This is a genomic window from Streptomyces lydicus (assembly GCF_004125265.1).
GTDB classification, from domain to species: Bacteria; Actinomycetota; Actinomycetes; order Streptomycetales; family Streptomycetaceae; genus Streptomyces; species Streptomyces lydicus_C.
Map to the genome: position 1 here is coordinate 5,803,933 of NZ_RDTE01000003.1, position 18,056 is coordinate 5,821,988.

Consider the following 18,056-nt stretch of genomic DNA (forward strand, 5'->3'; position numbering starts at 1 on the left):
GCCCCTGCCGTACCACTCACCGACCCTGCGTCGCCGGCACCTTCACCCACACCGCCTTCGACGGGGTGCCGTGCCCGTCGACCGCGTTCAGCATGTACCACCCGGGCGGCACCAGCGACGGGTCCTTGGGCAGGGTGACCGTCACTCCCTTCCCGCCCTTGGCCACCGTGAAGTCCAGTGCGATCGAGCGCTGTTCGACATTGGTGACGTGGGTGAACGAGCCGGGGCGCATCAGCCGCATCTTCTTGATGCCGGCCGCGTGCGGGGAGCCGAAGGTCGCGCTGCTGCCGAGCGAGACCGTCTTCGGCGCCTCCTCCGTCAGCTCGGGGCGCGACTTCCGGTAGAGGTACGGCGGGGTGTAGAGGTCGATCTGCTGCTGGAAGACGCCCGGCTTGGTGTTGTCCTTGTCGGCGTACAGGGAATCCGAGCCGAAGGTCATCACCCGGCCGTCGGGCAGCAGCAGGGCACCGGAGTGGTAGTTACGGCCCACCAGCGGGTCGGCCACCTGGCGGGCGGAGTTGGTCGCCGGGTCGTACAGCTCCGCCTTGAGGATGTTGGAGTCACTGCGGCCGCGGTAGTCACCGGAGCCGTTCGTGGTCAGCACGGTGTCGTCCGGCATGATCACGCTGCTCGGGTAGCGGGCCTTCGCATACAGCGGAGGACCGTCCTTGAAGCGGGGCGAGGGGGCGTGCAGATCCACGATGCGGGTCTTGGCCGTGGACTTCGGGTCCTCGCCGACCCCGCCTCCGCCCAGCACCATGTACCGCTGCTCCTGGGCCGGCGGCAGCAGCACCGACATCGAGGTCTCCAGGATCTTCGGATCGCTCATCCCGGGCACGACCTGGAACTTGTTGGACTTCAGGTCCCAGATGCCGGGGGTGCGGCCGATGTTGTCCGGGCCGTAGCCGGCGTTGGAACCGGTGTAGAAGATCCGCCCCTGGTCGGTGAGGAAGAGCGCCGGGTAGGTCGGGAAGAAACGTCGCTTGGGCAGGTAGGTCCACTTCTTCGTCTTCGGGTCGTAGACCTCCTGCTTGCCGGGGACGACCTGCCCGATCTCGTCCAGCCCGGAGACGGAGAGGACCTTGCCGTCCTGCAGCGTGGTGAGCGTCGGGTACCAGCGGGCCTCGTTCATCGGGTCGACGGGCACGTAGCGCTCGGCCACCGGGTCGAACTCGAAGGAGTCCTTGATCCCCTGGAAGTCCTTCTTGTCGAAGGACAGCTTCTGTGCGATGCCGTAGAAGTTGTGGGCGGCCGCGCCGGTCAGGCCGTGGATCCGGTAGTTGTCCTGGGCCCCGGTGGAGTGGCTGCGGCCGTCCTTGAGGGCCTCGACATAGACCCGGGCCTCGCTGTGCACCACCGTGACCCTGCCGGTCTTCGGATCGGTCTTCTTCTTCGCCCGCGGCACCACGACCGGGTCCTTGGAGGCGAAGGTCTTGCCGTTGCTCTTGCCGGTGAAGAGCGTGCCGGCCGGGAAGGTCTTCGGGGCGTCCGGGTCCTCGTTGTAGACGATCATGAGGCCGCCGGCCTTCTTCACATCGCCGTTCAGCTTCTCGTAGCGCTGGGTCCCGCCGGCCACCAGCAGCTTGCCGTCGGGGAGCTGGGTGTGCCCGGAGCAGAAGAGGTCCTTGGGCGTGGGGATGTTCTTGAAGGTGTTCTTCTCCGGATCCCACAGGACCGTACGGAACGACTTGGCCTTGAAGTTGGCCGCGTTGTTGCCGGAGCCGGCGACCAGCAGCACCTTCCCGGTGTGCAGCAGGGCCGCGTGGATGGTGTTGATGCGGTACTTGTCGGGGACGTTGACGACGTCCCAGTGGCCGTTCGCCGCCTTGTACTCGGGCTTGTTGATCTTGTACTGGTGGTACTGCTCCGAGGCGAAGCCGTAGAGGGCCGGCCCGTTCATCGCGGCGAGCGCGAGCACCACCGCCGCCGCTATCGCCACTCGGCGGGTGCGACGGTTCGGACGGTACTTCATGTGTGACGTCCCCCAAGGGCGATCTGCAGGGTTTGTTCGGAGCTGACGGCCGGGGCGTCGGCCTGTTCAGTGGTCTGACCACGGGCCTGGTCGGGGGCCTGGTCAGGGGCCTGGTCAGGACCCTCGGGCGGGCCGGCGGAGGGGCCGGCCGGCTGTCCGGCGGCCCGGGCGGCGGCCGGCGCCGCACCCTCCCCGACACTGTCCGTGGCACCGTCCGCAGCACCATCGGCCGCATCGGCACCCGCACCGCCGCCACCGGCACCACCCGCACCGCCGGCACCCCCGGCAGCCGCCGCCTCCCTCCGCTTCCGTTCCTCACCCCGTACGGACACCCGCCAGGCGATGATCGGCGCGGCGGTGATCAGCATCGCGAGCGTGGCCCAGGTGACCATCGCCGGGTGGCTGTGCCCCAGCACGAACGAGGCGATCAGCGAGCCCCCGAAGACGAGCAGGAAGAACAGGTGCACCCGGAACGTCCCGAAGAGCGTGTCCGGGCTGGACGAGTCGCCCTTCGGCGTCACCACGAACTTGCTCTTGCGGCGCAGCACCGTGTCGAACAGCGACCGGGCGTAGATCGGCGCGGACAGCGCGGACATCACCATGCCGGCGACCCCGCCGGAGCCCTCCGGCTCGTGCGGCGAGACATTGTGCCGCCGGTTCCAGATGTACAGGCCGATCTGCAGCGCCGAGGCATTGCCGTAGAGCATCATCCACACCGCGGGATCGATCTGCACACCCGAGGCCCCCAGACCCAGGAACAGCGCACAACTGAGCGCCGCCAGGATCCAGTTCAGCGCCGACATCGGGTAGAAGATCACCATCATGGTGTAGTTGAAGAGCCGGCCCGCGGGCAGCGTGAACGGCGCCTTCCAGAACTGCTTGAGGATCGTTTCGTACGTCCCGCGCGACCAGCGCAGCTGCTGGGTGAAGAAGTCGGTCCAGGCCGTGGGCCCCTCGCCGACCGCGAGCACGTCCGGGGTGTAGACCGAGCGCCACTTCTTCCCGGTCTGCGGATTGCTGTGCCGGTGCATCTCGAAGCCGGTCGCCATGTCCTCGGTGATCGAGTCGTACAGTCCGCCGATCTGCTTCAGCGCGCTGATGCGCACGGCGTTGGACGTACCGACGAACATCGGGGCGCCATAGCGGTTGCCGGCCCGCTGGACCAGCGCGTGGAAGAGGAACTGCTGCGACTCGGCGGCCTTGGTGACGAAGGTGTCGTAATTGCCGTACACCTGAGGGCCGATGACGAAGCCGACGTCCGGATCGCGGAAGAAGCCCAGCATCCGCTCCAGGTAGTTGGGCAGCGGGACGTGGTCGGTGTCGACGGAGGCGAAGTAGTCGTAGGCGTCGCCGTGCGCCTGCAGCCAGGCGTTGTAGTTGCCGTGCTTGGTCTTGGCGCGGTGCGGGCCCTTGGCCTGGTTCCACTCCGGGACGCCCTTGCGGCTGAAGTGGTGGACGCCCAGGCGCCGGCAGACTTCCTTGACCTCGGGGTCGTCACCCTCGTCCAGCAGCCAGACGTGCAGCAGACCGCGGTGGCGGATCTTGACCGCCGCCTCCAGCGTCTTCGTCACCATGGCGAGGGGTTCCTTGCCCGGCACGAACGAGGTGAGGAAGGCGACGCGGGTGCCGCTCTCGGGTATGACCGGGACGGGGTCGCGGGCGACCAGGGTGGCATGCGCGTTGGACAGCACATTCATGCACCGGAACAGCTCGATCAGCCCGATCGAGACCAGCATGACGACGTCCAGCGCCGGGAGGAAGTCATAGGCGGGGTAGTCGCGTTCGGTCCAGTGGTTCGGCTGCATCAGCCAGACCAGCAGCCCGAACGAGACCAGCGGCGCGGCGCCGAGCAGCAGGGCCGCCCGTATGCGGTGCGGTTCGTCCGCGAGCAGCGAGCGGTAGCGGACCTTGTAGGGCTTGTCCGGGTCGGGCCGGGTGAGCGGCCCGGCCAGCCGGCTGTAGTGCTCGTAGTCATAGCGCGGCAGCGGCTTGCGCTGGGGCCGCCGCTGCCGCTGCTGGCGTGGCACGCGCAGGCGCGCCGTGGCCGACGGGTCGTACGGGCGCTGCGGCCGGGAGCCGTCAGGCGGCGACGTCATGAGTCCATCCCCCCGCACGCAACGATGGCTGCGTGCCGTCTGTGCTGATGGCCCGAGTCCGCGGTCCCCCGCGACCGACTCGGGCGCTTTGCTGTCGGCCGCCTGCACCGTCGGACGGTTGGCAGCCGTCCTCCGGTTGCGTATGCAACGCTGCCGCGATCCTGCCAAGCGGCGATTTCCCCGTGTTCACATCACGCCATCCGGCGTGCCCGGCTGGTCCCACTCGGCTGGATGCGGCCCTCATTTCGCCGAGTTATCAGGTCAGGTTCCCTAACCGCCGTCGTGATGGCAAGAGTTGTCCAGGGAATTGTGTACAAGAGTGCGCAAGACGGGGCCGTGTGTGGCGCGAAGCACATCACTTTGATACAGGACTGACGTCAATTCTCCCGCTGTCAACGGATATCGGGGGCAATCGCCGAGGTCTCCTCGCTCTGGGTGTTCAGTAGTATCCCCTGCGTAAAGAGGGTGCTACAGGCCGGTAATTCGCCGGTCGATCCACCCTCGACCGGTAAAGCCGGCCGGAGTGCCAAGGGATTTTCGGGCGGGGCGTGACGGGGGCGCCGAGGTCGCCATCCCCTGAACGAACAGCCTGGTCAGGGGACTTGAGCGGTGGAGCGCGCGGCGCGGATCGGCGTCTGCGGGAATTCGCCGGCCGGGCGGACGAGGGTGATTCCATGGCGCGTTCGGCTCGTTTGCCGACTCCGATGAAGTTACCTCTGAGTATGCCGATTTGGCTGAAGGTGTGGTCACTTCCCGGGAGAGGGATCCCTGCTCGCCCGGCCTATTGGTGGCCCTCGCCGGGGGAGTGTCGGAAGCGCCTTCCGCGAGTGGCGGTGCCGTGATTTCCGGGATCCTGCCGCCATGGCGTCGCCGCCTACTCGGTCCGGGGCGTCCGCCGTGGGGGCCGGGATCGCAGCCGCCGGCCGAGAGGGGGCCCAGGGGATAGGTGCGGAAGGGTGTGAACGGCGGAGCGGCGCACCTGGACGGAAGGGGTGGGGTGCCGCAGGCGGGTGAATCTGTATGCGATCGGGCAATTACCGTTTGTGATCGCAAGGGATCCGGCTGCCGCCGTCCGGGGGCCCGGAGGGAGTGGGAGAGGGGGCGGTCACTCGCCCGGTCGACCCCATGACTGAGGCCCCCCGCGTGGCGAGGGGCCTCAGTCTTACGTGCGCCGCCAGGGACTCGAACCCCGGACCCGCTGATTAAGAGTCAGCTGCTCTAACCAACTGAGCTAGCGGCGCGCGCTGACCTGAAGAACTTTACACGAACACGAGAGGTGCTCCGTACCCCCGACCGCCGCACCCACGCCCTCGGCCCATGTGATCCCGGTCACCCGCCGTGATGCCCGGTGGTTCCGTCTACCTCGCCGGACGGCCACCTCATAGGGGGCAAAAGGGTCTTGGTCCGGGGCCTTCGTCCCGCGCCCCGCCCGCATTGCTCCACAAAGATCGATTTCATCGGCTCCGTGACGGTAGGCCATCCGTTGCCCCGTCAACATGCGATATCTCCTGCCGGTTGAGAGGCTGAAACGAACGTCGGGACGAAAGAACGGAGCGCGCCCGGAGGGTGTCGGCCATGGCGTCCGTCACTCCTCCTCTCCCCTTTGCAACCCCACCCTCCACAGCAACGTCTGCCAGGACGCGCGCCCCGGACCGGGTCCCCGGGACTCGCCCCTCCGTCGGAAAGGTTGATCGTCGTGGTGTCGACAGCCAAGCGCACCCTTGAGATGCAGCTCCTCCTCGGGCCGGACGAAGCGGTTCCGGTGGCCGGCCGGTTCAGCTATCGCAGCGACCGCCCCTACGAGGTCGAGGTCGCGTTCATCAGCCGTGGCCAGAAGGTGGCCACCTGGCTGTTCGCCCGTGATCTGCTGCTGGCGGGGCTGCACGACGAAGCAGGTGAGGGGGACGTACGGGTGTGGGCCTTCCGCCGGCCGGGCGCATCACATCGGGTGCACATCGAGCTGTCCACCGATGACAGCGTGTGTGAGCTGTCCGTGCGCGCGGTTGAGCTGACCGCTTGGCTGGAGCAGACCACGGCGATCGTTCCGCCCGGCCATGAGGACCGCTATCTCGACATGGACACTCACCTGGCCCGGCTGTTCGCCGGGAAGTGCTGAGGGGGGACAGAGCGATCATGATCACGACTACGACTACGACTACGACCTCGAATGCGACTCCGGCTGCGACCACGGCTGTGCCCACGGGCGGGGCTGCGGCGGGGGCCGTGAGTGCGACCAGGGCTGCGGCTGTGCCCGCGGCCCGGTCCGCGAGCACGAGCACGAGCAGGGGCAGGACACCGGACGGGTCTGCGGACGTGGCGGCGACCGCTCCCGGCATACCGACGGCCACCCAGGCCACCCAGGCCACCCCGGACGCCTCCGCGGAGTCCGCCGCCTCCGCCGCCTCCGCCACGTCCGCCGCCTCCGCCGAATCTGCCTCCGTCTCCCCGCACGACCCCTGCGCCCATGGCTTTCTGCCCGAGCGGCCGCCCGTCCGTTCCATGATCGGAACCTGGACCCGGCTGGACGCCATGGCGCGCGCGGCCGCGGTCGCGCCCGACCGTGAGGCCGCCATCGCGCTCGTCGAACGAGCCCACCGCGCGGAGGAGTTGTCCGCCCTGCGGCAGCGCGTCTCCCGCCTCTCCCTGCGCAATGCGGAGGCCGCCGCCCTGCGGATCGCGGTGATCGCGGTCTCCTGCGGCTGGGGTGGACTCGACCCGCAGGCTCCGGCCGCTCGCGAGGTCGCCGACGAGGCGTTTCTCGATCTGTGGGCGGCGATCGCCCACCGTATCGACCACGATCAGTTCGTCGCCCTGCCCACCCTCGCGCTCCACAACTGGGTCCCCGAGCGCAAGCCCCGCCGCCATATCCCCATAGACCAACTGGCCCGCACCGAAGTGCTCGTGCCGATCGTCCGCTGGGCGCCGGAGGGCCAGCCGCTCAGCCGCCTGGACCGGTTGATGCTGGCCGCGACCCGCCTGGAGGCGCACGGAATCTGGCTCTTCCGGCTCGCCGAAACCCTCGCGGGCCGGTCGCCCGACGACTCCTCCACCCCGACCGCGCTGCGCCGCCTGGTCCGTGTCCAGCACGCGCTGCGTGCCCAGCTCGTCGCCGAGGCGGCGGAACTGGCGGCCGCGCCGGCCACACCGCAGCAGCGTGCGGTGCTCGGCGCGCTCGCCGAACAGGGCGCCCTGGAGCCACCGGTCCTCCAGGCGGCCGAAGCGGTGCTGGGCATCGGCGGACGCCGTATGGGCGAGGGCAGGCGCCAGTTGCTGCGGCGCCATCTCCCGGCGCAGCACCGTGCCTGGCTCAGCGCGATGGACCGCCACTGTGCACCCGTACGGACCCTCGCCCACCGCGGCGGCCCCGACGCCGCCGTCTACCGCGAGGCCCAGGAGTCCCTGATCGCCCTCCGCCGCACCTATACGGCGCTCGTCCAGGCCGCCGCCCGCCCCACCACGGCCCCACTCACGGCGGCAGCCTGACCTGCTCCGGCCCGACCTGGCCTGCATCGGCTCGGCCCGGCTTCACCCTGGTCCGACGGGCTTGGTCTGACGTGGTCTGACGCGGCCTGTGATTGGTCTGGACTTGCCAATGCCGCAGTCTTACTCTGCTACTTGGTCTAGACCGCAGAGTCGGCATCGCAGTGCACTGCATTTCTCCCGGCACGGAACTCCCCCACGTTCTTCAGGAGCGAAGCATGCGCAAAAAGATCGGTGCGGCCGTGATCGGCCTCGGTGTCCTCGGCGTCTCCCTCCTCTCGGCGAACAGCGCCTCCAGCCACGGCTACAGCGACGCGCCGCCCAGCCGGCAGGCGCTCTGCGCCAAGGGCACGGTCAAGGACTGCGGCGCGATCCAGTACGAACCGCAGAGCGTCGAGGGCCCCAAGGGCTTCCCGGCCGCCGGCCCGGCGGACGGCAGGATCTGTTCCGGCGGGCAGCGGAACTTCGCCCAGCTGGACGACCCGCGCGGCGGAAAGTGGCCCGGCACCAGGCTCTCGTCGGGACAGGGCTACACCTTCACCTGGCGGCTGACGGCACGCCACGCGACCACGGACTTCATGTACTTCATCACCAAGGACGGCTACGACCCGAGCAGGCCGCTCACCCGCGCCGACCTGGAACCCCAGCCGTTCATGACGGTCCCCATGGGCGGCGCCCGACCGGGCGAAACCGTCCAGCACCAGGGCACCGTCCCCACCCGGAAATCCGGCCGCCACCTCATCCTCGGCGTCTGGAACATCGCCGACACGGGCAACGCCTTCTACGCCTGCTCGGACGTCGACCTCTCCTGAGGCCCCCTCCCCACCTGACGCAACCTCAGCTACCCTCCGGCGCCATGGCAGCCAACGGCACCAGCGGTCAGGAACGTTCCGGCGCCACCACCGTCGCGGAGCTCGTCCGGGCACAGTGGGGTGATCACCGGGTGGGAGCGAAGTACGGGGACCTGGTGCTCACCCATCACGAGCTGGCGGGCGGCGCCGCCGTGCGGGCGGCGCTGTTGGGGGAGCTGCTGCCACGCGGTGCCGAGCCGCACCTCGGGGTGCTGCTCGGCAACGTGCCCGAGTACCCGCTGTGGCTGAGCGCGGCGGCGCTCGCCGGGGCCGCGGTCGCCGGGATCAACCCCACCCGCCGCGGGCCGGAACTCGCCCGCGACATCAGCCACACCGACTGCGCGCTGCTGATCACCGAACGCGCCCAGCTGCCCCTGCTCGCCGGCCTGGACCTCCCGGTCCCGCCCCGGCGGATCCTCGTCGTGGACGACCCGGCCTACCGTGCCCTGCTCGAACCGTACGAGGACGCGACGCCCGACGGGATCACGGCGGCCGGCGGACGCGGACCCGGCGCCGCCCGCACCCCGACCCCCGCCTCCCGGATGCTGCTCTCCTTCACCTCCGGCTCCACCGGCGCACCCAAGGCCGCCCTGTGCACCCAGGGCCGGCTGGCCGCCGCAGGACACTCGCTGGCCAGGTACTTCGGGGTGCGCCGGGACGACGTCCACTACCTCTGCATGCCGATGTTCCACGGCAATGCCGTGATCGCCGGCTGGGCACCGGCGCTCGCCGGAGGGGCCGCCGTCGCGCTGCGCCGCCGCTTCTCGGCCTCCGCCTTCCTCCCCGATGTGCGCCGCTACGGGGCCACCTACTTCACCTACGTCGGCCGCGCCGTGCAGTATCTGCTCGCCACCCCGCCCGCCCCCGACGACCGGGACCACACGCTGCGCTGCGGCTTCGGCACCGAGGCGGGCACCGTCGACGCCGCCCGCTTCGCCGAACGGTTCGGCGTCCGCCTGACCGAGGGGTACGGCTCCTCCGAGGGCGGCGCGGCGATCCAGCACACCCCGGACACCCCGCCCGGCGCCATCGGCCGGGCGGCCCCCGGAGGCGATCTCGCCGTCGTCGATCCGGAGACCGGCGTGGAGCTGCCGCGCGCCCGCCTCGACCCGGCGGGCCGGCTGCTGAACGGGAGCGAGGCGACGGGGGAGCTGGTCAACCGTGGCCGCAGCTCCTTCGAGGGCTACTGGCGCAACCCCGAGGCGACCGCGGCCCGCACCCGCGGCCGGGGCGAAGGCCGGGTCGGCGCGGGCTGGTACTGGACCGGCGACCTCTTCTTCCGGGACACCGAGGGGTTCTTCCACTTCGCCGGGCGGACGGACGACCGGCTGCGGGTCGACAGCGAGAACCTGGCCGCCGCGATGATCGAGAACATCCTCGCCCGGTACGCCCCGGCCGCCGGTGTGGCCGTGTACGCGGTACCCGACCCGGTCGCGGGGGACCAGGTCATGGCGGCGCTGGCGCTGCGGGACGGCGCCGTGTTCGACCCGGACGACTTCGTGGCCTTCCTCGCCGCCCAGCCCGATCTCGGAACGAAGATGGCTCCCCGTTTCGTACGGACCCTGGACGCGCTGCCGGTCACCGCCACCCACAAGGTGCATCGGGTCGCCCTGCGCCAAACCGGCTTCCGGTGCCCGGAGCCGGTCTGGTGGTCCCCGGTCTCCGCGGCGGGCCCTTCCGAGTCGGCCGAGCCCGCCGCGCCCCTCGCCCCGGTCGCCCCCACCGTCCCGGCCGGCAGCACCTACCGCCGCTTCACCGCCGCGGACCGCGCCGCACTGCTGGCGCTGTACCGCGACCACGACCGGGCCCACCTCCTGGACCGGTGACCCACGACGGACGGCCGCCCGGCGGTCCGGTCCAGTGAGACACCTCAGCGATCCGGCCCGACCGTCCTGGTCGGCCCCCCGGCACAACAAAGTGGGCGTTCCCGGAGAACCGGAAACGCCCACTTGGTACGTGCGCCGCCAGGGACTCGAACCCCGGACCCGCTGATTAAGAGTCAGCTGCTCTAACCAACTGAGCTAGCGGCGCGCGCTGACGAAAGAAATACTACCTGGTCGAGAGGGGTGCTCATGACCACGGAAGCGGGTCGGGGCGCAGGGGCTCAGATCGCCAGCGACAGCAGTACCGGCGCGGCCTGGCGGTTCAGGGTGTCGGCGGCCTGGCGCAGACGGTGGGCGTGCTCCAGCGGCATCGAGAGGGCGAGGCAGCCGACCGTCGCGCCGGCGGTGATCGGTACGGCCGCGCAGACCGTGCCGACGGCGTACTCCTGGAGATCGAGTACCGGGACCGTGGGCGGCTGGCTGTCGAGCTTGTGGAACAGGACCTTCTCGTTGGTGATCGTCCGGGAGGTGAGCCGGGCGGTCTTGTGGCGCGAGAGGTGGTCCTTGCGGCCGTCGTGGTCGAGCTGCGCCAGCAGGCACTTGCCGACCGCGCTGGCGTGCGCCGTGCGGTGGAATTCGGCCCACTCGTTGACCTTGGGGGCCAGTGGTCCGTCGGCGTAGTGGAGGATCTTCACCTCGCCGTCGATGTACCGGCTGATGTAGACCGCCGCGCCGACCGAGTCGCGCAGGTGGTCGAGGGTGAGCTGGAGCTTGTCGCGCAGTGCCTGGTTGCGGTCGCCGCCCGCTCCCAGGAGCAGGAGCGATTCACCTACGACGTACGCGCCGTCGGTGACCTGCTCGACGTAGCCCTCGCGCCGGAGCATCGACAGCATGTGGGCGAGCTGGCCCGGGGAGAGTCCCGTTTCGCGGGCGATCTGCGCATCGGTCACACCGGCGGTGTGCCTGGAGATCGTTTCGAGCACGCGAAGGGCGTACTGCACCGAATGGAACGGCGCGGTCGGCTCGGGCTTCAGCGCCACGGTGTCCCCCCAGCAGGTTGTTACCGCTTGCGGCATGACGGTCGTCGGCGGTCCCGGCCGGCGCTCGTGCGGCCGGTCCCGGACAACGGCGTTGCCCTCACGATAGCGGTCAACGGCCCTCGGGGGAGGGGGTCTTGACCGAAAAGAAGCGGGCCCGCCGTTTCCGTACCGGGGTTCGAGGCTTCGGCATATGCCAAGGTCAAGGTGCTCCCGCTGTTCCGGTGCTTTGCGCCTCGCGGCACCGGTATACGCCGGGGCCGGGGAGGGGGAGCGCCCCCGAAGGGGCCGGAACCGGCCACATCTGTGGCCGGTTCCATGAGCCGGTCCGGAAGCCGGACGCCCGGTCCCCCGACACCCGGGGAGCCAAATCCGGCCGTGCGCGCCGGGCCGGCTCACGACACCGGCCCCGGCGCCCGGCGGCTGCCCTTCCGGAGCACCGCTCCACAGGACTGCTCCACAGGACTGCTCCCCGGCACCGCTCTACAGCACCGCGCTCAGGAATTCCCGGGTGCGCTCGTGCTCCGGCTCCGAGAAGATCTTTTCCGGAGCGCCGGATTCGATGACCCGGCCCGCGTCGAACATCAGGACGTCATCGGAGATGTCCCGGGCGAAGTTCATCTCGTGGGTGACGCACAGCATGGTGATGTCGGTGGTGTGCGCGATGTCCCGCAGGACGTCCAGCACCCCGGCCACCAGCTCCGGGTCCAGCGCCGAGGTCACCTCGTCCAGCAGCAGCACCTGCGGGCGCATCGCCAGGGCCCGGGCGATGGCGACCCGCTGCTGCTGTCCGCCGGAGAGCTGGGTGGGGTACTTGTCGAGGTGCTCGGTCAGGCCCACCAGTTCGAGGAGGTCGCGGGCCCGCTCCTCGGCGGCGTCCTTGCTCATGCCCAGGACGTGCACCGGCGCCTCGGTGATGTTCCGCAGCACCTTCATATTGGGGAAGAGGTTGAACTGCTGGAACACCATGCCGATGTTCTTGCGGACCTCGCGGATGTGCTTCTCCCCGGCCGGTACGAGCTTGCCGCCCTTCTCCTCGTGCGTCAGGTACGTGCCGCCGACCTTGATGGTGCCCTCGTCCGGCTTCAGCAGCGTCATCAGCAGCCGCAGGATGGTGGTCTTGCCGGAACCGGACGGGCCGATGAGGGTGACGTGCTTGCCGGACGAGACGGTGAAGTCCAGGGAATCCAGGACGGTGTGGGCCCCGAACCGCTTGGTGACCTTGTCAAAGCGGATCAGCTCGGTGCCTTCGCCGGACTCCGCCCCGGGGGAGGCCCCGTCCGCCGGGGTGGCCGATTCTTTCGCGGGGGTGTGGTCAGCGGACAAGGCGACGCTCCAGGGCTCGCAGGAGGAGGGAGGTGGGGTAGGAGATGACCACGAACAGGACGCCGACGACGGTGATCGGCTCCAGGTAGTCGAAGGTGGTGGCGCTGATGCTGTTCGCCTGGAAGAGCATGTCGGCGACGGTGATACCGGCCAGCAGCGGCGTGTCCTTGAACATCGCGATGACGTAGTTGCCCAGCGCGGGCACCACCCGGCGGAACGCCTGCGGAAGGATCACCGCGGTCCAGGTGCGCCGGCGCGGCAGGCTCAGCGCCGTGGCGGCCTCCCACTGCCCTTCCGGCACCCCGTCGATACCGGCGCGGTAGACCTCGGAGGTGTACGTGGAGTAGTGCAGGCCCAGGCCGATGACACCGGTGGTCAGCGGCGCGAAGGCCAGACCCCAGGTCGGCAGGACGAAGAACAGGAAGAACAGCTGCACCAGCAGCGGGGTGTTGCGGATGAACTCGACGAAGATGCTCACCGGCCAGGTCACCCAGCGGCTGCGCGAACGCAGCGCCAGCGCCCACACCAGCCCGAGCGCGAAGGACACCAGCGAGCCGTAGATCGTCGCCTGGACGGTGATCCACAGGCCCTTGAGGATGTCGGGCATGATCTCGCCGACGTAGCTCCATGACCAGTTGTTCACGGCTTTCCTCCGGTGGCCAGCGCCTCGGGGCCCTGCTTCTCGACGGGCAGTTTGCGGGAGAACCAGCCCTCGCCCTTGGGCACCGCCCGGCCGACCGAGGCCTTGGCGCGGCGCTCCAGCACCCGCATGATCCGGGTCAGCACGAACGCCACCGCGAAGTACAGGACGAGGATGATGCCGTAGATCTGGGCGCTCTGGCCCGTCGACAGCCGGGCGAGCTTGGCCTGGAAGGTGAGTTCACCGATGGACAGCAGCGAGGCCAGCGCGGTGCCCTTGAGCAGCTCGATCAGCAGGTTGTTGAAGGGCGGCATCATCTCGGGGACGGCCTGCGGCAGTATCACCTTCCGCAGCCGCTGCCAGGGCGTGAAGCTCAGCGCGATGGCCGCCTCGCGCTGGGCGGGTGCCACCGCCTGGACGGCGCCGCGGACGATCTCGGAGCCGTACGCGCCGTACGACAGGCCCAGCGCCAGGGTGCCCGCCCAGATGCCGACCAGCTGCCAGCCCAGCAGCGGCAGCGCGAAGAACAGCCAGAACATCAGCACCAGGGCCGAGGTGCCGCGGAAGAACTCCACGTAGACCCCGGACAGGAAGCGGACGATCCAGAACCGCGAGGTGCGCGCCAGGCCGATGCCGAAGGCGACGACGGCGGCCAGGGCGGCGCTGTAGACCATCAGCTGGATGGTGATCCACAGCCCCTCGAAGAAGAGTCCCCACAGAGCACCGGTCATTTCTTGCAGAGCTCCTTCGCCGTGAGGTCGGTCTGGAACTCCTTGGTGAAGCCGTACGGCCGGGCGATGCGCAGGAGTTCGCCGCTCTTCTTCATCTTGTGCAGCTCGCGGTTGAAGGCGTCGCGCAGCTTGGTCTCGCCGATCCGGAAGCCGTAGCCGCCGCCGTCGCGCTGGGGCTTGCCGTCGACCTCCGGCGTGAACGGCCGGGTCATCTCCACCTTGGGGTGGGCGCCGGTCTTCAGCGCCTCGATCATGGTCAGCGCGGTGCCGGCGAAGACGTCGATCCGGCCGGCCTCCAGGGCCTCCATCCCGGCGATCTGGTCGCCGTAGGTCTGGATGGTGCTCTTCTTGACGCCGTTGCCGACCGCGTAGTCGATCTCGGCATAACCGATACCGGAGCCCATCCGGAGGTGTTTCCTGGCGATATCCGCATAGGTATGGATATTTTGCGGGTTTCCCTTGGGGACGAGGAAAGCGTCCTTGCTCTCGTAATCCGGATCGGAGAAGAGAACGGCCGCACAGCGGGCCTTGTTGATGAACATGCCCGCGACGATCACGTCGTACTGGAAGGAGTGCAGTCCCGGCACCAGTGCGCCGAATTCGACCGGTACCGGCTCGAAATTCTTGATGCCCAGCCGCCGGAAGATCGTCTTGGCGACCGCGGGGGCCTCGCCGGTCAGCTCGCCCTTGTCGTTGATGGAGGCATAGGGCGGCTCACTGGCGATGCCCATACGGACGGTGCCCTTCTTCCGCAGATCCTCCAGTTGGTGCCCGCCCCCGGTCGCCCCGGAGACATCCACCCGGGAGCAGCCCGTGCCCGCTCCCATCGCACCCGCCGCGCCGAGCGCCGCCACCCCCGCGAGCAGCGTTCGCCGCCGGATGCCTTCAGTCAATTTTCTCTTGATCATTTTGGTGTTCTCCTGTGGTGGAGCCATGGGCGCGCGGCTACCCGAACGCCTGGCATATATGCCGATCGTTTCCAGCCCTTGATGCAAGCGCCCCGGAGTTGTTCCGTACGCCGGTATTGCCCACCTACGATCGGGGCATGACCGATCGCTTCATCGAAGTCTCCCTGGACAAGCGCGGCGTGAGCTGCACGGCCAAGTTGCTCGACGACCGCGCGCCGATCACCTGCAATGCCGTTTGGGACGCGCTCCCGCTGGGCGGCGACGTCTATCACGCCAAATACGCCCGCAACGAGATCTACGCCCTGCTCGCGCCGTTCGCCCCGGAGGAGCCGCCGCTGGAGAATCCGACGATCACTCCGATCCCCGGCGATCTGTGCTACTTCACCTTCACCGACACCCAACTGGGGACGAAGTCCTACGGTTACGAGACCCAGGCCGAACATCAGGGCCGCGCCACCGTCGTCGACCTCGCGCTGTTCTACGAGCGCAACAATCTGCTGATCAACGGTGACGCGGGCTGGGTGCCGGGCATCGTGTGGGGCAGCGTCGTCGACGGCCTGGACCGGATGGCCGACGCCTGCCAGGACCTGTGGCGGGCCGGAGCCCTGGGGGAGACCCTCAACTTCCGGCGGGCGTAGGGCCTGTCGTCAAAAGTCCCGCCGTCGCCGCCCCCGTCCCTTCGGGGGCGGCGACGGGACGCCGTGGTCAGCCCCTGGGGGCAGGAGGCGCGGGAATCTCCGCGGTCCCCGCTTCGTAGAGGGCGTGCGCGGCGCGCAGGACCAGTGCGTCCGCGTGCCGCGCGCCGACCAGCTGGACGCCGATCGGCATCCCGTCGCCGTCCACCCCGCAGGGCAGCGTCGCGGCCGGCTGCTGGGTGAGGTTGAACGGATAGGTGAACGGAGTCCAGCCCGTCCAGCGGGTGTGGCCGGATCCGGGCGGTACCTCGACGCCCGCCTCGAAGGCGGTGATCGGCTCGGTCGGGGTCACCAGCAGGTCGTAGGCGCTGTGGAAGCGTCCCATGGCCTGACCGAGCGCCATCCGGGTATCGACCGCGGCCAGGTAGTCCAGTGCGCTGTAGCGGGCGCCCTGCTCGCAGATCTCCCGGAGCCCCGGGTCGAGCAGCGTCCGCCGGTCGTCGTCCAGATGCTGCACCACCCGGGCCGCGCCGCTGAACCACAGCGTGTGGAAGGCCTCCACCGGGTCCGCGATGCCCGGGTCGATCTCCTCGACGGACGCGCCGAGCCCGGCCAGCGTGTCGACGGCCCCCCGGACCGCCGCCGCCACCTCCGGCGCGACCGGCACGTCCCAGCCGAGCGACGGGCTGTAGGCCACCCGCAGCCCGGAGACCGGGCCCGCCAGCGCCTCCCGGAACGACCCGCAGGACGGGCCGAGCTGGGACCAGTCCCGCCAGTCCGCGCCGCAGATCACCTCCATCATCAGCGCCGCGTCCGCCGCGTCCCGGGTCATCGGCCCGACGTGCGCCAGCGTCCCGAACGGGCTCGCCGGATACAGCGGCACCCGCCCGTAGGTCGCCTTGAGCGCGAAGATCCCGCAGAACGACGCCGGGATACGGACCGAACCGCCGCCGTCGGTGCCCAGACTCAGCGGCCCGGCGCCCAGCGCCACCGCCGCCGCACTGCCGCCGCTGGAGCCGCCCGCGGTGCGCCCCGGGTCGTACGGATTGCCCGTCACCCCGTGCCGCGGACTGTCGGTGACGCCCTTCCAGCCGAACTCCGGGGTGGTGGTCTTGCCGACGAACACCGCCCCGGACTCCCGCAGCCGGGCGACCGACGGGGCGTCCTCCTCCCACGGGCCCTCGGCCCGCACCGTCCGCGAACCGCGCAGCGTCGGCACGCCCCGGGTGAGGATCAGGTCCTTGACGGTGACCGGCACCCCGTCCACCGGCCCGGCCGGCGTACCGGCCCGCCAGCGTTCCTCCGCCTCCCCGGCGGCCGACAGCGCCTCGTCCGGGTCGATCCGGGTGAAGCAGTTCGTCGCGGCCTGTGCGGCCTCGGCGCGCTCCAGCACCGCCCGGACGACCTCGACGGGAGAGAACTCGCCGGCCGCGTACCCGGCCGTGAGCCGGGTGGCGGTGAGGTCGGCGAGGTGGGTCGGTTCGGTGGTCATACGTCCTCCGAGCGTTGGCCGCCCCGGGCGGGACGGCGGCGGGGCGGGGTGGCGCGCCCGGTCCGGCAGCCGGCGCCGTCACCGCACCGGTACGTACCCGAGCCGCTTGTCGACGAGGTTGTGCAGCGGCTTGCCGGCCGACCACTGGTCGAAGTTGTCCTGGAACTGCTCGGCGAGGGCGTCCCGCCAGCCCAGGGTGTCGCCACTCATATGGGGCGAGACGATCAGATGCGGGACGTCCCACAGCGGGCTGTTCTCCGGCAGCGGCTCCTGCTCGAAGACGTCCAGCGCCGCCGCCGCGATCCGCCACTCGCGCAGCGCCGCGACCAGGGCGTCCTCGACGACCAGCGGCCCGCGCCCGATGTTGATGAACCGGGCCCGCGGCGGCATCCGGGAGAACGCCGCCGTGTCGAACAGACCGCGGGTGGCCTCGGTCAGGGGCGCCGCGCAGATCACCCAATCCGCCCGGGGCAGGAGGCCGTTCAGGGCGTCACTCGCATGGACGAGGCCGAATTCCGGGTCGTCCCCGCGCTCCCGGCGGCCGACCAGATCGACCTTGACACCCAGTGCCAGGAGAGTGGTGCCGATGGCCCGGCCGATCGGCCCGGAGCCCACCACCACCGCCCGGCTGCCGGCCAGCCGCAGGGTCTCGCGGTGCTGCCAGCGCCGCTGCCGCTGCAGCTCCCAACTTCCGTAGAAGTCCTTGGCCATGGCGATCACCAGCCCGGCCACATACTCGGCGATCGGCTGCTCGAAGACCCCCCGGGCGTTGGTCACCAGGGTGTCGTCGGCGATCAGCGCCGGGCACAGCAGCTGGTCCACGCCCGCGCTCGCGGTGTGCACCCACCGGGGCCTGGGGCCCTTCTCGGGCCAGGCTCTGCGGATCGCATCGGAGGTGAAATCCCAGGCCAACAGGACGTCGGCGGTGGGGAGTCGGTCGGCGAGCGAATCCTCATCGGTGAAGATCACCCGAGCCCGGCCGGCGAGCCGGTCGAGCTTCGGCGGCGGGTCGGAACCGAGGACGAGGACGGTGCTTTCGGACATGGGCCAGAAACCGTTCTGAAA

14 protein-coding genes and 2 tRNA genes are annotated in these 18,056 nt (G+C 70.1%); 5 read left to right on the plus strand and 11 right to left on the minus strand.

What is annotated here, in order from left to right; genetic code table 11:
• Window positions 1-16 precede the first annotated feature (16 nt).
• The 3 genes from D9V36_RS28060 to D9V36_RS28070 form a co-directional block, all read right to left on the minus strand.
• A complete protein-coding gene (locus D9V36_RS28060) occupies window positions 17-1,972 on the minus strand; it encodes a kelch motif-containing protein (RefSeq protein WP_129296194.1) in 1,956 nt (651 codons plus the stop codon).
• A complete protein-coding gene (locus D9V36_RS28065) occupies window positions 1,969-4,068 on the minus strand; it encodes a glycosyltransferase family 2 protein (RefSeq protein WP_241721072.1) in 2,100 nt (699 codons plus the stop codon). The genes D9V36_RS28060 and D9V36_RS28065 overlap by 4 nt, the downstream gene beginning before the upstream one ends.
• Window positions 4,069-5,235: 1,167 nt before the next feature.
• Window positions 5,236-5,309 (minus strand) — tRNA-Lys (locus D9V36_RS28070).
• A gap of 455 nt (window positions 5,310-5,764) precedes the next feature.
• Here D9V36_RS28070 and D9V36_RS28075 point away from each other — a divergent pair.
• The 4 genes from D9V36_RS28075 to D9V36_RS28095 all read left to right on the plus strand — a co-directional run bounded on the left by D9V36_RS28075 (window position 5,765) and on the right by D9V36_RS28095 (window position 10,225).
• Window positions 5,765-6,184 carry an SsgA family sporulation/cell division regulator gene (locus D9V36_RS28075; RefSeq protein WP_241721073.1) on the plus strand — a complete coding sequence of 140 codons (420 nt, stop codon included), beginning with the start codon at window positions 5,765-5,767 and terminating at the stop codon, window positions 6,182-6,184.
• Window positions 6,185-6,381: 197 nt separating this feature from the next.
• Window positions 6,382-7,551, plus strand: coding sequence for a hypothetical protein (locus D9V36_RS28085; RefSeq protein WP_241721074.1), 1,170 nt, complete (start codon window positions 6,382-6,384; stop codon window positions 7,549-7,551).
• A 215-nt stretch (window positions 7,552-7,766) separates the two neighbouring features.
• Window positions 7,767-8,360 (plus strand): lytic polysaccharide monooxygenase auxiliary activity family 9 protein, encoded by a 594-nt coding sequence (locus D9V36_RS28090; protein ID WP_129296195.1) that lies wholly within the window; start codon window positions 7,767-7,769, stop codon window positions 8,358-8,360.
• A 44-nt stretch (window positions 8,361-8,404) separates the two neighbouring features.
• The gene (locus tag D9V36_RS28095) at window positions 8,405-10,225 is read left to right on the plus strand and encodes an AMP-binding protein (protein ID WP_129296196.1); all 1,821 of its coding nucleotides are present in this window, start codon (window positions 8,405-8,407) and stop codon (window positions 10,223-10,225) included.
• Window positions 10,226-10,356: 131 nt separating this feature from the next.
• Here D9V36_RS28095 and D9V36_RS28100 read toward each other — a convergent pair.
• From D9V36_RS28100 to ehuB, 6 genes are all read right to left on the minus strand, one after another.
• Window positions 10,357-10,430: transfer RNA gene (locus D9V36_RS28100), tRNA-Lys, on the minus strand.
• A 73-nt stretch (window positions 10,431-10,503) separates the two neighbouring features.
• On the minus strand, window positions 10,504-11,262 hold the full coding sequence (locus D9V36_RS28105) for an IclR family transcriptional regulator (RefSeq protein ID WP_129296197.1): 759 nt from the start codon (window positions 11,260-11,262) through the stop codon (window positions 10,504-10,506).
• A 480-nt stretch (window positions 11,263-11,742) separates the two neighbouring features.
• Window positions 11,743-12,585, minus strand: coding sequence for an ectoine/hydroxyectoine ABC transporter ATP-binding protein EhuA (gene ehuA, locus D9V36_RS28110; RefSeq protein WP_277753476.1), 843 nt, complete (start codon window positions 12,583-12,585; stop codon window positions 11,743-11,745).
• On the minus strand, window positions 12,575-13,192 hold the full coding sequence (gene ehuD, locus D9V36_RS28115) for an ectoine/hydroxyectoine ABC transporter permease subunit EhuD (RefSeq protein ID WP_241721361.1): 618 nt from the start codon (window positions 13,190-13,192) through the stop codon (window positions 12,575-12,577). Before ehuD ends, ehuA begins: the two co-directional genes overlap by 11 nt.
• Before the next feature lie 32 nt (window positions 13,193-13,224).
• Window positions 13,225-13,956 (minus strand): ectoine/hydroxyectoine ABC transporter permease subunit EhuC, encoded by a 732-nt coding sequence (ehuC, locus tag D9V36_RS28120; RefSeq protein ID WP_129296199.1) that lies wholly within the window; start codon window positions 13,954-13,956, stop codon window positions 13,225-13,227.
• Window positions 13,953-14,891 carry an ectoine/hydroxyectoine ABC transporter substrate-binding protein EhuB gene (ehuB, locus tag D9V36_RS28125; protein WP_129296200.1) on the minus strand — a complete coding sequence of 313 codons (939 nt, stop codon included), beginning with the start codon at window positions 14,889-14,891 and terminating at the stop codon, window positions 13,953-13,955. Before ehuB ends, ehuC begins: the two co-directional genes overlap by 4 nt.
• A gap of 110 nt (window positions 14,892-15,001) precedes the next feature.
• Here ehuB and D9V36_RS28130 point away from each other — a divergent pair, with 110 nt between their 5' ends.
• A complete protein-coding gene (locus tag D9V36_RS28130) occupies window positions 15,002-15,502 on the plus strand; it encodes a DUF3830 family protein (RefSeq protein WP_129296201.1) in 501 nt (166 codons plus the stop codon).
• Window positions 15,503-15,569: 67 nt separating this feature from the next.
• On the opposite strand, the gene D9V36_RS28135 is transcribed toward D9V36_RS28130, so the two are convergent.
• Window positions 15,570-16,991 carry an amidase gene (locus tag D9V36_RS28135; RefSeq protein ID WP_129296202.1) on the minus strand — a complete coding sequence of 474 codons (1,422 nt, stop codon included), beginning with the start codon at window positions 16,989-16,991 and terminating at the stop codon, window positions 15,570-15,572.
• 78 nt (window positions 16,992-17,069) lie between these two features.
• Window positions 17,070-18,035 (minus strand): D-2-hydroxyacid dehydrogenase, encoded by a 966-nt coding sequence (locus tag D9V36_RS28140; RefSeq protein ID WP_129296203.1) that lies wholly within the window; start codon window positions 18,033-18,035, stop codon window positions 17,070-17,072.
• Window positions 18,036-18,056: the final 21 nt, after the last annotated feature.